Genomic DNA, 16,184 nt, shown 5'->3' with positions numbered 1-16,184 from the left:
TGGACGGGACCCGCCACCAGACCGAAGACCTTCAGGATGCCACGAATGTGGTTGGAGAGTTGAGTGGTCATGCCCACGAGCTGCCGGCGGGCGCCCAACAGAGACCGGAGGCGGTGAGCGTCGAAAGACTTCACGTGAACGCTGCGATACCAGCCGGTCCGCACGATCTGAGCCAGCCCTTCGGCATCGTTGCGGTCATTCTTGTTGAGCTGCATCGCCAGAGCGGCCTTGGCATGGCGGGCATCAAGGCAGATCACCTCTACGCCATGGCGGCGCAGCCCGTGCACGAGCCAAGGCATCAGCGGACCGGTCTCAACGCCAACCTGGAGATCAGAGCAGTGCCGGCGCAGGATTTGGGCGAGAGCCTCGGGATCGGTCGGTGCCTTACCGCGCCAGAGGCGGTGGCCCTGCTCATCCACGATACAGATCGTGGTCTCCTTCTGCGAGACATCCAGGCCGGCATAGTAGGTCATCAGCTGCTCCTGCTCTGTTGGGCTGATCAGACTGTCGCCTCATCAGCATCTCCGCCAGAGCTCTCGCACTACCCGCGATTACTCGATGTCCATACATGGGTGATGACGGTGTGAGAAAGGCGAGTAGAGTCGAGGACGGGCGCGGTAGCTTGGAGCCGCTTGGGCAAACACCCCGTTTCCCGTCCCCGCTCATCGAACCGGACGTGCCGATTTCCGGCATCCGGCTCTCCGACTGACTTCACCGTCAGGCTGTCGACCGGGCGCCAAGGTGCGCGCTTTGCAGGCGGAGGACGCCAAGAGCCCCGAACACGAAGCTCGCGGGGAACTGGCGGACTCCTCTGGTCTGCACCTTGTGCCGTCTGGCCAGGAAGCGACACATGCGTTCATAGACATGAAGTTGGCCCATCCCCGCAGAACACGGTTCAGGTCCGCGACAACTTCATCGCGCGGGCGCGTCTCACGCCGCGTCAGCATCGCGCCAACGGTGTCTTGAAGCCGCTGGACACTCCTTTTCGATGGACTGGCTCCGAGATACCGGTGACCTGCCCGCTTGCGAAGACGATGTGGCCCAAACGTGTAGCCAAGGAAGTCGAACTGCTCGTGGCGCGCGTCACGAACTGAGGTCTTGGTCTCATGAACCGTGAGCCCCAGGCGCGTCATCACGCCCCTCGTCCAGTCCAGGGCCGCAGGAGCGTGCCCGCGGCTGAGGATGACGAAGTCGTCGGCATACGTGACCACATGAGCCGCGAAGGCTTCCGGGCGTCCCGTGCGCCGCCAATGCTTCAGGAACCGGTTCATGTACAGGTTGCTGAGCATCGGGCTGACCACCCCGCCTTGCGGGGTGCCACGCGCGTTCGATTTCCCTCCGACGATCATCGTGCCAGTTTCGCTTTGTTCCTCAATCGGCGCCTTCAACCACATCTTGATGAGATGAAGGACGTTCCGATCCACGATCCGCCCGGCCACTGACTGAATCAGAGGATCATGCGGGATCGTATCGAAGAATTTCGCCAGATCGGCATCGACCACATCGGTGTAGCCCCGGCAGATCAACCGGTGCACCTCCTTGACTGCGTCTGTGGCGCTCCGCTTCGGGCGGTAGCCATAGGCGCTCTCATCCAGATCCGCCTCGAAGATGGGTTCCAGAACTAGCTTGGTTGCGGTTTGGACAACCCGGTCCCGGACCGTCGGGATGCCGAGTGGCCTTTCCCCGCCGGGCTTGGGGATCATCACCCGCCGCACCGGAGCTGTCTGGTACGTCTTCGTGGCAAGATCCATCCGCAGGTCGGCCAGCCACTGCTCCAGCCCCTCCGCCTCGATCATCGCAAACGTCACTCCATCCACCCCCGGAGAGCCGCGATTCCCGCGAGCCAGCCGATAGGCATGAGCCAGAATGTCGTGGCGATAGATCTTGTCGTAGAGCAGGTAGAAGCGATAGGCCGGTTCGGTCTTCGCCTTGCGATAGAGCTTTCTCTGAAGGATCCGGATCTTTTCTGGTGTTTGCAGGCTCATCGCCAATCACCTCACCTCTCCAACTTCGATAAGCCTGTCAGAAGTCAGGGTCCTTCCCTCCGGCGGCATTACCCGCCTTCATCAGTACTATGACCCTGTCCGACGCCCGCCCGAACCGCCATCCTGACGACGGCGTTGAGGTCGCGATCCTCGTTCGAAGCGGGCCTCCCCCGTTACCCGCATGACCTTCCCAGCGTGCCGTGCCCATTACCCCGGCGGATCGGATGGATGCTTCTGTCGATTGCTTCTCCATCCGTGCAGTCTTCCCCGTGATACGGCCGGGTCGACATCCGCACATTGCCTTTCGAGGCCTGCTCAGGCTTCACTCACGTTACGGCCCGTTGGGTTGCTCAGCCGCCTTAAAGCGGCTTTTGTCGCGAGGCTTCAGCTCCGCTGGTTGCCCAACTGAACTGCTCGCCAGCTACCGGGTCTATCGACAACTACCCGGGTGGATCCTTCCTCCACTGGTTATGCGTGCCATCGGGGCACACCGTATCGAGGCGGGTGACGAGCCTGCCAGAACCTCTTCGGGAGAGCGATACGTCATGAACGAGACTACCAACATTGTCCGCCTTCGTCAGCACGACGAGATCGATGATCCTCTGACCGATATTCTCAGGGCGGGCGCCCGCAAGCTCTTGGCCCAAGCCATCGAGATCGAAGCGGAAGCCTTCCTGGCGAACATGCGCGATCTGAAGCTGCCGGCCGTGCGGCGGCAGAACTCGAGCTAAGTTCACATAAAGTCGTCCTCGTACGCGTAGCCGGAGCTTGCTACAGGGTTATCTCTGCTCTCACTTTCCTCAACTTTGCAGAGAAATTGTTGAGGTCTGTTTGCACGCAGCCATTCACCGGCGCTGTTCGTTGTCCATTTGTCGGAATGCTGGGTAGGATCAAGTACCATATTGCAATCGTCCACTTCGACGAACCCCATCTTCGCCGCGCGGGCTTTTGCTTCCGGGTTGCCAGGGCGAGAGAGGAGCAACGGTCGTTCGCCGTCGAGCCGAAGTTGATACTCCAGCAGAATATCGCCTGCGTTCTCGACAAGCGGATGAGTAACCCGAAGATCGACAGTGGAGGTGATGTCAGTTCGCTCAGGAAACAGTTCCCGCCACTTTTCGCCTTTGAAGTCAGTCATAGGGCATCCGCCTTCCGTTCGTAGGAGGGCGACAGTTTTACTTCCTAATCTATAGCTGAAGTATCGCGCTTGCTCTGAATCTTTAGTGGTGCCGTATTTCTTTGCGACCTCTGCGGCATTCTTGGCTCGTGTGGATACGAAATCCGAATATTCCTGCGGATTGCTGGCGATATCTTCTATTTCTTTACTATGAAAGGCCTTCGCTTCCTCCCTGAATGTAAACTTGTCGATCTCCACCACAGGAGGTTTGGGAACGAGGGAATACGCCGGTGCTGGCGAAGATGAGCGAGCGTTGGAGTCGGCTGTGGCTAAGTGCATGTTGGCGAAAGTGTCCGAGAAACTTTGGGTTCGCTCGCTGTCGGCTGTCCACGAATTTGTTTCGTCAGCCACGCCATTGCGTGTCCATTCACCGGAAAAGCCACCAATTCGACCGTACATGACGATTCGCACTCCTAAGGAGCATCATTTTCGAGGCTGGTTATGCCCTGCAGCGCACGATAGTCAGCCCGGCTGACGATAAGCTGGCGTAGGCGTTCTGTGGATGTACGAGAAAACCCGGCCTGGTTCAGCGCTCGCGCCTGAATCATCAATCAAGCTGCGGCATACGCCGAATGGACCTGCTCCGCTTTTTTGGAGAGCGTTTTGGCAGCTATCCGGCCAGCCTTTCAAACTGAGCCGGACTGACATAGTCAAGTGTCGAATGACGCCGGGCGGGGTTGTAGAATCCGTCGATGTAACGACCGATCGCCGCCTTGGCCTCAGCTCTGGGCTGGAACACCGTGCGCCAGACCAGTTCGGACTTTAAGGTCTTGAAGAAGGTCTCGACCACCGAATTATCATAACAGTTCCCTTTCCCGGATATCGAGATCCCGATGCCGTGCTTCCTCAACTCGGCCTGATACTCAATCGAACAATACTGACTGCCGCGGTCCGCGTGATAGGTCAGCCCCTCACCAGGTCTTCGGATTGCCAGAGCCTTGCGCAACGCCTCGAGCGCCAACTCCTTGTGCAGCCGGTCACTGATCGCCCAGCCAACCACCCGTCGAGCAAACAGGTCGAGCACAACGGCCAGGTACAGCCATCCCTCACTCGTCCACACGTACGAGATATCCGCGTTCCATTTCTGGTTCGGGCGCTCGGCCGCGAAGTCCTGCTCCAGTAGGTTGGGAGCAATAGGAAAGGCGTGGTGGCTGTCGGTGGTGCGTTTGAACCGGCGCTTCTGGCGAGCCTTGAGGCCATTCTCGCGCATCAGCCGAGCCGTGCGGCGTCGCCCGACCGTCAGGCCCTCATCCTGCAGCTCGCGGGTCACGCGCGGGCTGCCGTAGGTCCCGTTGGAGCGGGCAAAGGCCGAGCGAATGTGAGCCAGCAGCACCAGATCCTCGCGCTGACGGCTACTGGCCGGACGGCTTCTCCAGGCGAAATAGCCGCTGGGGCTGACACCCAGAACCTGGCACAGGCGCTGGACGGGGAAGCTCTCTTTCGCCGCATCGATGAACTGGAACTTCATCGACTTCCCTCCTTGGCGAAAAAGCCGTGGTGGCCTTTTTGAGGATCTCCCGTTCCTGGCGCAGGATCTCGTTCTCGCGCCGCAGCCGCTTCAATTCGGCTGCCATATCCTCCTGCCGCTCCTCGGGCGGATTCTCGATCTCACGCTCGCGACGGCGGTCGAGCCAGTGGCGCAGAGTCGACAGGCCGACGCCGAGATCCGCGGCAATTTCGCGCCGGCTGCGGCCGCTGGTCAGGGCGAGCCGCACAGCCTCGTCCCGAAACTCCTTCGTAAAGCGTGTCTCGGGCATGGAGATCCTCCTGCTTCATGAGAGGCTCTCCAGTTTTTCGATACTGCTGGCGAACTCCTCATCCTGGAGTGGGAGCCATCATGAGCTTGGTAAATGCGGATTGACGTGTTCGTGCAAGTGGCGTGCCCGCGAGCCATGCACTAATACGGACGAGGTTCATTCGCCAGCAGTATCTTTTTCGAAGCAAGTCCAACCGGCGGGCAGATGCGCCGAGGGCAACAAGCGCGCCTGACGCAACGCCGCCAGATCAGCCGAGCCGGTGCAGAAGCAGGCGACGGCCAATTGGCGGATGACGATCTCGAAATGCGCGACAACCGCCTCGGTGGACACCGTCGCCGCGCGCAGCACGCCGGCCGCCTGCCCGGCGATGTCCGCGCCCAGGCGGATGGCCTTGGCCACGTCGACACCGTCGCGGATCCCGCCCGACGCGATCAGCTTCACCGTTGGCAGCGCCCGACGTACCGCCTGCACGCTGGCCGGGGTCGGAACCCCCCAATCGGCGAACGCCATCGCCACTGCACGGTCGGCGGCATCGCGGGCGCGCTCGCCCTCCACCGCGGCCCAACTGGTGCCGCCGGCGCCGGCGACATCGATCACCGCCACGCCCGCCTCGACGAGCGCACAGGCCACCGAGGCGGACAGGCCCGACCCCACTTCCTTGGCCACGATCGGCACGCCCACGCTGCGCGCGGCGCGAGCGATCTGCGCCAGGACGCCGCGCCAGTCGCGGTCGCCCTCCGGCTGTACCGCTTCCTGCAGCGGATTGAGATGGACGATGAGTCCATCGGCCTCCAGCGCATCCACCGCCTGGCGCGCCAGGTCCAGGCCGTTGGCCTCGCGCAGTTGCGCGGCGCCGATATTGGCCAGCAAGGGAATGTCTGGGGCCAAGCGGCGCAGCGCGCGCGTCAGCCCCTGGGAGTTGCGGGATTGCAGGCTCACGCGCTGCGAACCGACGCACATGGCGATCCCCAAGGCTTGCGCTGCCTCGCTCAGATGCCGGTTGATGGCCTCGGCGCGTGGCATGCCGCCGGTCATAGAGCTGATCAGCAGCGGCGCGCGCATGATCTTGCCCAGCAGCGAGGCGCGCAGGTCGATCTGCGTCAGGTCCAACTCGGGCAATGCGCAGTGTTCGAAACGGATGTACTCCCAGCCGGCGGCGGCCGTGGCCGTCGCCGTTCGCCGATCCAGCACGATGTCCAGATGGTCGTCCTTGCGCCGGCTCAGGGCGGTGTCGCTCATGCTCGCTCCATCCGTCGCATTGGGCGACGGCGTTGCGTCGGATCGGACCGACGGCAGCGCGCGCACGCCGCCGCCTCCCGCGCGTTCAGGCCGGCGCACGCTGGCCTCCCCCCGCAGCGTCGCTGCGGTAGCGGCTGGCCGACGTCTGGTAGTACTGCGCGCGGATGGCCACCATGGCCTCGATCAACGGTCCCCACGGCGCGGGAAGGCGTTCTTCCGCCATCACCTGGTGCAGCATGCGCGTATGGCCGGCCAGCTCGTCGTTGAGGAACTCCACCACAGGCATAGCTGGATAGCGCTGCAGCAGCAGGATCGCCGCGTTGTCGGCCTCGCCGGCCGACCTGTCCTTGTCGCGTCCATGCAGATCGTTCTGCAGGCGCCCTATCGCGGAGATGAGCCGCAGGACCTGGCGAAACGCCGGACGCGCGCGCAAGGTCGCCATGTCCAGCCCCCACAGTAACGACAGGCAACAGAACACGTTCGCGTAGGCGATCGAATCGATGCCGTTGTGCAGGTACTCGGCGTAGGACCAGCGTTCCGCCCCTGCCGCCTGCGCATGTCCGGCGCGCAGCGCCGCGCAGTAGCACCGGGTATCGTCGAGAAGCTGAGCATAGTCGCGACGATCGTAGGCGAGCGCGGCCAGCGAAGCGCGCAGCACAGCGCAGCCCTCGAATCCGGGGAGCGCGCACGGCACGCCCTGCCCCAGCGCCTGCTCCACCGCGGCGAGCTGCTCAGGCGCGATCAGGCCAAGGTCGTGGCAATCGTCGAGCCAGAACAGCAGCGCCAGTTCGCGATAGAATGCCACGATCAGCGTTTCGTCCTGCGGATCGCGGCCGGTGCGGGCGCTGGTGTCGCGCAGGCTCGGGTGGATGCGCTGCAGGATGTACTGGCCACCCCTGACCGCTTCCACGGCATGCTCGTCGGCGAACCCGGTCAGGGAACGCCCCCACTCCAGCACCTGCTGCAGCGCGCGTTCGGTCTGGATCATGGCGCCGCTCCTGCTCCCTCGGCCAGGACGCGCCGCCCCCAACGAAGCGCCAGCCACAACCCGGCGAGTTCGGCCACGCGCACGACCCGGGTGGGGCAATACAGTTCCTTACCGATCCACAGCGGCGTCTGCGGCAATGCATGCGCCGCATGGCGGGCGAGCATCCACTTCAGCGCACGCGCCACCGCCTGCGCGATGCGCCGGCGCTCTGTCGGCTCTTCGCTCCCGTCCATCACGTGCAACACGAACAGTGCATAGGCGGTTTCCTCGAATGTGGACGCGCGACCGGCGCCCCAGCCGCCGTCGTCGCGCTGCGCCTGCAGCAGCGCCGCCAGCGCGCGCTCGTCGCGCCACTGGGGCTTGCCTTGCGCCAGCGCAGCGACCGCATGCGCGGTGGGATACAGCCACGAAACGTGCCATTTTTCGTTGTCCCATAGACCGCGCGGGTTGCGATTGGCCTCGACGTAGGCGCTGGTGCCGGCGGCGGGCTTTCCCAACAGTTGTAACGCATGCAGAGCATGGATGTTGGTCGACACCGAGGCATTGCGCTCGCCGGGGAAGGTGACGAACAGCTCGCCGATTTCGAAATGGCGCAACGCATCGACCGCCGGGTCGCGACCTGCAAGGCACAGGACGCACAACGCAACGGCGGTGTCGTCCGCATCGGCCGCGAAGTGCAAGGCCGGGCCCAGACCGCGCACGCCCAGGCGGGCGTCGAGCTGCGCGACGATCACGCGCACCGCCTCGGCGAGCGCGGGATGCGCGAACAGCCCGGCCAGATGCAGGGTGTACAGCGACCAGCATGGCTCGAACACATTGATCGGCCAGACGTTGGGAACGACACCTTCGATGCCGCTGCGCGTCGCCCGCGATGCCGCCTGCAGATACGCGTCGGCGCGCCCAACCTGCGGCGTGCTCCCCTGTGTCACGGCGTGCGCACGCCACGCGGCGGTGGCCGCCGGACTGATGCCGATGCTGCCGTCGTCATCCGGGCATGCGGTGGTCGGCGACGTCCCCCAGGCTTCCCAGGAGTGCAGCAACGGATGGCCGCTCGGCAACGTCGCCATCGCTCCGAGCTTGACCAGGCACGCTTGCCGCAACGGCAACAGCGCCGCGTGGCGCGGAAACGCCACGCCGCCCAGCAAGGATGCGGCCTCGCCGCACAACTGCGGCAGGATCAGCTCCGCGCCGATCGGCGCGTCTTCCGGTACCGCATGCGCGTAGGGATCGGGCTGGCGCTCGAGGAACCGGGTTGCAGCCTGGACTGCGTCGGCAGCGCCGGGAAGAGGATCGGCACGCTGCAATGCCAGCAACGCCGCCCACGTGGGCGCATGGCGGAACAGCGGGAAGTCCGCGCTTCCCCATCCGCCATCGGCCTGTTGCTGCGCGATGAGCCACGCGTATGCGTCCTGCCGACCGGTGACGTTGCCGTGGAACTGCAGAGCTCGCGCCGTGTCGTAGACGGACGGACCGACGCTGCCGCCGTCGCTCATCTCGCTCAGCAGGTGGCGCAATTCGGAAAGGATCTGTTCGGACAGTGCGTTCACGCGGGATGTTCCTTCTGCAGACGGTTGACGAGAACCAGGATCGGGCAGACGCCGCGCACGTCGCCGCAGGCCCGTCGCGGCCCGGCGCATGGACAGCGCCGGACGGCCGCCCTGCTCCGGCGCGGCGACGCACCCCGATGCTGGCGCCGGTCCGCCGCATAGGCTTGCGCGCAGCGCGCCGCGTGCGCCGCGGCCGTGCTGGGTACCCGCTGCGATCGGCGCCGCGGACTCGGACACAGTGCAGCATGCACAGCTGCCGCCGGCCGATCGCAGCGGCACAGGGGCGACTCCATGCGGACGGGCGTGCTCATGCGCATGGCGCGTGCTTGAACAGATACGCGTTGGCCCGCTGCAGCATCTGCGCCAACCGTTCCGCACGCGGCCCCAGCGGGGCGATGGCCTCCCCGGCGTCGCGCAACAGATCCAGCGCGAACTGGCGCGCTGCCTGCAGCCCCATGATCGACGCGCAGGTCGGCTTTTGCGCCGCCGCGTCCTTGCCGGGGGTCTTGCCCAACGTCGCGGTATCCGCAGTCGCGTCGAGAATGTCGTCGACCACCTGCAACGCCAGGCCGAAACAGGCGCTGTAGCGATCGAGCGCACAGTACAGAGCAGCGTGCGCGGCATCCTCCGCGATGGCGCATAGCGCGCCCATGCGAACGGACGCGCGCACTAGCGCTCCGCTCTTCATCCGGTGCATCGCTACGATCCTGTCCAGCTCGACGTGCTTTCCGACCAGCGACAGATCCATGGCCTGCCCGCCTGCGGCACCCTCGGCGGACACCGCCTGCGCCAGTTCGCGCACGAGCGCGATACGGTTGTCGCCCGGCGCATCCAGGCTCGCCAGGGTCAGGAAGGCGTGCGCCTGCAGCGCATCGCCGACCAGGATCGCAGTGGCTTCGCCGAACTTGACGTGCACGGTCGGAAGACCGCGGCGAAGCACGTCGTCGTCCATCGCGGGCAGGTCGTCGTGGACCAGGGTACAGGCGTGCATCATCTCGATGGCGGCGCCGACGTCGTCGAGCATGTGCGCCGGCGTGTCGGCCAGTGCGCCGGCAGCCAGACAGAGCAAGGCGCGGGTGCGCTTCCCGCCATGCAAGGTGGCGTAGCGCATCGCCGCCATCAGCTCGGTCTCACCGTCGTCTTCGGCGCAGAGAAGACGCGCCAGCGCCTGTTCGACCCGCTTTGCGCCGTCCTGCATCCAGATCTCCGGCAGCAGCCTGCCGGATGCGCCGCGCGCCTGCGCGCCCAGTCCGCCGAGCGCGGAAACGCCAGTTCGGTCGTCGTGTAGCGTGGAACCGGTCTGCATGTTGTTCATGTCCTTGTCCCTACCAGGAGACGGCCACGGCGAGCGGCGAGCCGCCGCGGTGTTGCCGGCGCCGCTGCCTCGCCACACGGGGCATGCGATGCCAGCTCATGAGAATCCGATGCGGATTGTCATGGGCAGATGTGCGGTCGGGTAATAGCGCCGGCCTTTTTTGGACGCCGCTCAGCAACCGCGGCCGCACCCCGGCCTTGTGCATGGTCAGCGCCAAGGCGATGCAGAACTGCACCAGTTCCAGCCATACCAGGTGGTAGCCGATGCAGACGTGTGGGCCGGTACCGAACTGCAGCATGTCCAGCGGCCGGATCGGCTCCGTGCGTTGCAGCCACCGCGCCAGGCGGAACTGATCAGGCGCCTCGTGCAGCAGCGCCGAGGTCGAGAAATGCAGCAGCAGGATGCACAGATGGGTGCCCGCGGGAATGCGCCGTTGGCCGAGTTGCAATTCCTGCAGCGCGCGACGCGGCAGGAGCGTGGTCGCCGGATGCACGCGCAGCGTGTCGCGGAACAGCGCCTCGGCGACCGGACACTGCGCCAGGTCCGCGTGCCGGGTCGGCACCGCGCCCACGCGTTGCGCCTCCTCGACCAGGGCGTCCCACAGCACAGGCTGCCGCGCCAGCTCGATTACTATCCAGGCCATCGTCGAGGCGGTGGTGTCGTGACCGGCAAGCAGCAGCAAGCGGATATTGGCGACCAGGACGATATCGGAGAGCGCATCGTCGCTGCGATCGAAGGCGCTCACCATGTCGTTGATCAACCCGGTGCGCGCGGCATGCGCGCGCGCGTCGCGGACGAACTGGCGCAACTGCGCGTCGATCCAGTCGCGGGCGGCGCGGCCGCGCCGCAAGGGCAGTCCGGGCAGGTCGACCGGGGGCGCTTCGATCAACTGCAGCAGTTGCCGGTACTTGCGATGCCATCCCGGCAGGTCCTGCGCGGGGATTCCCATGAGGCTGAAGATGAGCTTGAGCATCAGGTCGCCGGTTTCGCGCAGGATGGTTACGTCGCCGCGGTCGCGCCACGCCTGCACCCGCGCCCGGATGACGGGCGCGAACAGGTCGCCGATGCCGGCCTGGGTCAACCCCTTGGGCAGGAACGCCGCCTTGATCGCATCGCGCGCCTGCCGGTGCGCGCCGCCGTCCTGGGCGACCAACGTTCCGCCAAGCAATTCGGGCGCGATCTCTTCGATCGGCGCCGAGGACACGTCCTTGTGCCGGAGCAGTGCGAACGCATCCGGATCCACGCAGGTCATCAGGTGTCCGGCAGGGCCGAAATCCAGCCAGAAGTGGCTGCCCAGCATCCGTTCCGCGCGCCGCAGCAGGTCGCAGACGGTGGCGGGAAGATGCCCGACCAAGGGGAAAGCGCCGGGCACGACCGGGATGTCGTACCGCAGCCGGTGCCGACGGTCCAGCGGGTTGAGCAGCATGTCCATCAGCAGCGCGGCGCAGCGGCCGCTTCGGCGGTGTCGCCGGCAAGCCGCGCGGCGCGGCTGTTGCCACCGTCGGCGTACGTCGGCACATGCGCCAGCACGCCGCCGTCGATGCACACGACCTGGCCGGTGATGAACGCAGCATCGTCGGAGAGCAGGAACGCCACCAGCGCGGCCACGTCCTCGGGGGGGCCGACGCGCGGCAGGAGCTGGTGCCGGCGCAGATCCCGTTGCATGCACCCGTCCAGCTTGGCGAGGAGACGCTCGGTCATGGTGAGACCCGGCGCAACCGCGCTGCAGCGGATCTGCGCATGACAGTACTGGGTGGCGAGCGAGGCCGACAGCATGTTCATCGCCGCCTTCGACGCGGCGTAGGACGTCTGCGCAGTGTCGCCGCTGAGCCCCTGGCACGAAGACATGTTGACGATCGCGCCACCGCCGCGGGCGATCATCCGTGGGATGGCCTGCCGGCAGCAGAGCAGCGTGCCGCGCAGATTGGTCGCCATGGTCTGATCCCAGACCGCCAGGTCCAGGTCGAGGATCGCGCGGTCGCGCGGGGTCAGATGCATGGCGCGCGCGTTGTTCACCAGCAGGTCGACCCTTCCGAAGTGCCGCTCCGCCGTCTCGAACGGCGCTGCCACCGCCTGCGCATCGGCGATGTCCATGGCCAGGGCCCGCGCGTGGCCCGCTTCGGCCGCGATCTGTGCGGTGCAGGCGATGTCCGCCGAGCCATCAATGTCGGCCACCACCACTCTGCCGCCCTCGCGTGCGATGGCGAGGGCGCATGCCTTGCCGATGCCGGCGCCGGTCACCCCGGCCACCTTGCCTTCAAGCCGTCCCATCGTGTCCTCCTGGATTGCGTTGGTCTTTCGCGGCATGCCACTCGGCCTCCGCCGGAGAAGGCGCAGGGTCGGCGCTGGCGCGTTCGTCATCGCCAGCGTCGCTTTCGATGACCCGAATGGCGGCGACCGGGCACTGGCTGGCCGCGAGCCGCACGGCGGCGTGCAGCGCTTGCGGGACCGTCGCCACGCACACTTCGGCCACGCCGTCCGGTTCGCGCTGGCGAAAGGTGCCCGGCAGCGTCAGCACGCACTGCCCGGTGGTTCCGCACAGATCCTGGTCGACCACGACGCGCATCTCAGCCCCTCCCCTGCGCATGCAGCCGCACCGGCAGCGCGCGGAACGTCCTAAGGAACGCGGAGGGCTCCCGGGTCGGCTGCTCGGCCAATGCCAGCGTGGGGAAGCGCGCCTGGATCCGCGGCAGGCTCTCGGCCAACTGCACTCGCGCCAGTTGCGCACCGGGGCAGAAGTGGATGCCGTGGCCGAAGCTCAGCATGATCTTCCCGTCGGTCGACATGCCAGGACTGGTGCCGTAGAACCGCGCGGGATCGAAGCGGTCGGGATCGGCGAAGGCGTCCGGGTCGCGATTGCCGGCCGCGATCAGCACGCGCACGTCCGCGTTCTTCGGGATCACCACGCCGCCCAGTTCGATGTCGCGCTGGGCGATACGCGGAGTGGGGCTGAACAGGACGGGCGCGTCGCAGCGCAGGACTTCTTCGACGAATGCCTTCACCCCCACGGCGTCTCCCTGCAGCCAGTGCCGCTGTTCGGGATACGCCAGCATCGCCAGGACCGCATGGTCGATGGTCGCAGCAGTGGTGGCGAAGCCGCCCAGCAGCATGCCCCACAGCATGCTCATCAACTCCACATCCGACAGCATGTCGGCATCGTCGTCGTGTGCGCCGACCAGCATCGACACGATGTCGTGGCGGGGATCGGTGCGCTTGCGCTGTATGAGGTCGCCGAAGTAGGCCTGCACCCTGGCGCTGGCCGCGTCCGCCGCGGCGAGCTGGGGATCGCTGGCGTGCGGGCCCAGGCCTTCCACAATGGCGCCGATGCCGGCGGCGAGCCCGAACATGTCGTCCTGGGGCATGCCGAACAGTTTGGCGAAGACCAGCATGGGCACGGCCAGCGCGAATTCTCGATGCAGGTCCACCGCCTCCCCGCGCTCCAGCGCGGGCGCTATGCCGTCCAGGCGCGCTGCGACGATGCGCGCGATGCTCGGCCGCAGGTTGTCGATCTGGCGCATGGTGAAATCGGGCGAGATCAGCCGGCGCAGACGCGTATGCGTTGGTGGGTCCTTCATCGCTAGCGTGGACGCCAGCAGATTGAGCGACAGGCTGGTCGCCGCACGCGGGAAATCGCGCGCCAGTTCGCCCGGCGCCGGCCCCCGAAACGCATCGCCCGTGGCCTTGAGCGCCCAGTAGATGTCGGCGTGGCGGCTCAACAGAAAGAGGCCCGACGCCGCGCGATGCACCGGATCGTGCTCGCGCAACCACCGCATGAACGGATACGGGTCGTGGTGGCACGCTGGCGACGCCAGTTCGGCGAAGGCGTCCCGGCATGCTGCCGTGGTTTCTTGCTCGTCCATCTTGGTTACCTGTTGGCTGGCTGATCTGACCGGCGCGCGCCAGGCGCGCCGGCAAATTGCGGAGAAGATCGCGATTCCCGGCGGCGTCCGCGCATCACCAGAGCACCGGGAACTCCTCGAACCCGCCAGTGATGATCTCCTTGCGCAACTTCAGTTCTTCGGGCGCCACGGCCAGGCGCAGCGCGGGAAAGCGCTGGAAGATCGAACCGAACACCACCTTGAGTTCCAGCCTGGCCAGCGCCATGCCGATGCAGGAGTGCGGCCCGTAGGAGAACACCAGGTGCGGCTTTTAGTCGCCTCCGATGTCGAAGATTTCCGGGTCGTCGAAATGGCGCGGATCGAACGACGTCGCCGGCAGGCCGACCAGTACCTTGCTCTCCGCGGGAATATGCACTCCCGCGATGGTCACGTCGGTCCTCGGATAGCGCATGATGCCGTCCCAGCCCGCGCCCGGCGGGTACATGCAATATTTCCTCCACCGCTTTGTCCACCAGGGATGGATCGCCGACCAGGCGTTCGCGCTGTTGCGGATGGCGGAACATGACCAGCAGGCCGAATTCGATCTGCGCGACGGTACTCTCGTGCCCCGCCACCAGCATGCCCGCCGCCAGGCCGATCGCCTCTTCTTCGGTCGCCTAGCCCTGGTCGACCGCCGCGAGCAGATCCGTCAGCAGGTTGTCGCCCGGATCCTGGCGCTCGTCCCGCATCTTGCCGCGAATGTAGGCGCGCAGTTCTTCCCAAGCTAGGCGCGACGCGCTGCGCGGGCCGCTTTCATGCTGGTGCGTCATCACCTCGTCGGACAGCCAGGCGAAAAAGGCGTGATCCTCGTAGAGCACGCCCATCAGCGCACTGATGACCATGGCCGGAAGCGGAAAGGAGAGGTGGCGCCGCAGGTCGGTGGGCTGGGCCGCCAGCGTCTCGAACAACTGCGCGGCGATCGCCTCGACCTGCTGCGCGAGCAGCTTCACCCTGCGGTTGCTGAAGGCCGGCGCCACGATCGTGCGTGACCGGGCATGCTCGCCCCCCTCGTGCGAGACCAGCCACCCCGGCGAACCGAGAATCACCGAATCCGGGGTGAATGCCGCCGGCGGCATTCCCGCGGGCCGGAACGCCGCGGCGGACAGCGCCGCCTTGGCCTCGTCGTAGCCTGTCACCCACCAGCCTTCGTGCCTGGACGGGAAGCGCACGCGGTGGATCTGACCGTTGGCGCGTAGCGCCAACATCTCGGGCGAGGGCTCGATGTGATCGACGCGCCACATCGGCAGCGTCGGCAAGGGTTGTTCGGACATGGTGGCACTTCACTCTCTAAGCGATGGAAGGGCGGAAGGTGGCCGGCAGGCGCTGCGGGCAGCGAATGACGTATGACGGCATGTAGACGACGTCCTCCGCGGCCATGGTCAGCGCCAGATCCCTGTAAAGGGCGACTGAGATTCACGTTTGTCCACGCGAGACAATATTTTGATCATACATGCGCTTCTAGCATCACGGGATGGCCTGAAGGAGCGTTTATCAGCTTAAGTTGATGGTGCTGCCCTGACACGTTGCTTCCCTTCCCTCATTCCATTGATCGCGCTGTCACCCAAACCTGAAGATCCGGTCGGCAGCTACTGCGCCGCGCAACGAGGAAGTTGCAAAAGGCAAGCCAACTGCGCAGAAAGAGCCGCAGAAGAAATGTTCTGCAGATTATTCAACGACTTCAATGAGAGTGCGGCAGGACGCTAGGCCACACAGCACCGTGTCGGGGACTCCACAAAGCCGACAGGAGGTGTCGGGGGCCCAACATATTTCCAGGGATGGCTGTCGCTGAGCATGTTGGCGTGAGATTGAACGAAGCCGCTCCGCGGCGTGACGAGCACGGTTGCCGAGGTGCGTCCAGCCTGAGAAGATGGGGTGTTGGAGCCCACCTCTCAGACAGGAGTCACGAGAGCATGAGGTTTTGTGGGGCGGCTATGGAGCGCTCGAGGGCAGCTCTCGCTGACCGGCAGGTAAACATGGTGAGATGGCGGGCTCCTGAAACTGATTCATGACTGAGTGCCCCACAGATCCTAATGCTCCCAGTGTCGACCGCGAAGACGACCCTGCTCCCGGCAACCGGCCATCAATGGCGCCAAACGAGTACGTAGCGCGGCCGCAATATCTGCCTTCTGTTCGCCGCCCGTCAAACGACCGGCAATGACATCGTTGAGCAATTGCGAGAAAGGACTTGATCAATGAGCTGCGATTAGACAATCCCATCTAAACACTTAGAGCATCTAACAAAACCGCTTGCATTGATTGAAGCAGATGAGTGCGCATCCGAGTGTCGTGAAGGCCAAGTGG

The 16,184-nt window shown here is 65.5% G+C and carries 11 protein-coding genes and 3 pseudogenes; 1 reads left to right on the top strand and 13 read right to left on the bottom strand.

All coding sequences use genetic code 11. The features are described from left to right. Both DC522_RS28875 and ltrA read right to left on the bottom strand, forming a co-directional pair. On the bottom strand, positions 1-473 hold a 473-nt coding region (locus DC522_RS28875; protein ID WP_165820355.1), incomplete at its 3' end, for a transposase. Between the two features lie 189 nt (positions 474-662). After that, positions 663-1,985, bottom strand: a complete 1,323-nt coding sequence (gene ltrA, locus DC522_RS28870) for a group II intron reverse transcriptase/maturase (protein ID WP_245444655.1) — start codon at positions 1,983-1,985, stop codon at positions 663-665. 545 nt (positions 1,986-2,530) lie between these two features. Here ltrA and DC522_RS28865 point away from each other — a divergent pair. Further along, positions 2,531-2,689, top strand: a pseudogene (locus DC522_RS28865) (IS256 family transposase); the annotation flags it as partial. Between the two features lie 29 nt (positions 2,690-2,718). Here the strand turns inward: DC522_RS28865 and DC522_RS28860 are convergent. The 11 genes and pseudogenes from DC522_RS28860 to DC522_RS28805 form a co-directional block, all read right to left on the bottom strand. Next, entirely contained in the window at positions 2,719-3,558 is an 840-nt protein-coding gene (locus DC522_RS28860; protein WP_047191649.1) for a hypothetical protein, read from the bottom strand. A gap of 211 nt (positions 3,559-3,769) precedes the next feature. Further along, positions 3,770-4,916, bottom strand: a protein-coding gene (locus DC522_RS28855) for an IS3 family transposase (RefSeq protein WP_371680765.1) whose coding sequence is annotated in 2 segments (ribosomal slippage) — positions 3,770-4,657 and positions 4,659-4,916 — 1,146 coding nt in all. Because the reading frame shifts where the segments join, the coding sequence is not laid out codon by codon here. A gap of 156 nt (positions 4,917-5,072) precedes the next feature. After that, positions 5,073-6,155 (bottom strand): type 2 isopentenyl-diphosphate Delta-isomerase, encoded by a 1,083-nt coding sequence (fni, locus tag DC522_RS28850; RefSeq protein WP_116531975.1) that lies wholly within the window; start codon positions 6,153-6,155, stop codon positions 5,073-5,075. 85 nt (positions 6,156-6,240) lie between these two features. Further along, complete coding sequence (locus DC522_RS28845; protein ID WP_116531973.1) at positions 6,241-7,143, bottom strand: hypothetical protein; 903 nt, start codon at positions 7,141-7,143, stop codon at positions 6,241-6,243. Continuing rightward, positions 7,140-8,690, bottom strand: a complete 1,551-nt coding sequence (locus tag DC522_RS28840) for a hypothetical protein (RefSeq protein ID WP_116531972.1) — start codon at positions 8,688-8,690, stop codon at positions 7,140-7,142. The genes DC522_RS28845 and DC522_RS28840 overlap by 4 nt, the downstream gene beginning before the upstream one ends. Before the next feature lie 307 nt (positions 8,691-8,997). Beyond that, entirely contained in the window at positions 8,998-9,996 is a 999-nt protein-coding gene (locus DC522_RS28830; RefSeq protein WP_047191652.1) for a polyprenyl synthetase family protein, read from the bottom strand. 105 nt (positions 9,997-10,101) lie between these two features. Continuing rightward, a pseudogene (locus tag DC522_RS28825) lies at positions 10,102-11,437 on the bottom strand (cytochrome P450). After that, positions 11,437-12,276, bottom strand: a complete 840-nt coding sequence (locus tag DC522_RS28820; RefSeq protein WP_116531971.1) for an SDR family oxidoreductase — start codon at positions 12,274-12,276, stop codon at positions 11,437-11,439. The pseudogene DC522_RS28825 and the gene DC522_RS28820 overlap by 1 nt, the downstream one beginning before the upstream one ends. Next, entirely contained in the window at positions 12,263-12,571 is a 309-nt protein-coding gene (locus DC522_RS28815) for a ferredoxin (RefSeq protein ID WP_116531970.1), read from the bottom strand. The genes DC522_RS28820 and DC522_RS28815 overlap by 14 nt, the downstream gene beginning before the upstream one ends. A 1-nt stretch (position 12,572) precedes the next feature. Next, on the bottom strand, positions 12,573-13,865 hold the full coding sequence (locus tag DC522_RS28810) for a cytochrome P450 (RefSeq protein WP_116531969.1): 1,293 nt from the start codon (positions 13,863-13,865) through the stop codon (positions 12,573-12,575). A 94-nt stretch (positions 13,866-13,959) separates the two neighbouring features. Next, positions 13,960-15,154: pseudogene (locus DC522_RS28805) on the bottom strand (cytochrome P450). Between the last annotated feature and the right edge of the window lie 1,030 nt (positions 15,155-16,184).

The sequence above is a fragment of the Microvirga sp. KLBC 81 genome (assembly GCF_003075415.1).
GTDB lineage: Bacteria > Pseudomonadota > Alphaproteobacteria > Rhizobiales > Beijerinckiaceae > Microvirga.
This window is presented reverse-complemented; position numbering and strand designations above follow the sequence as displayed.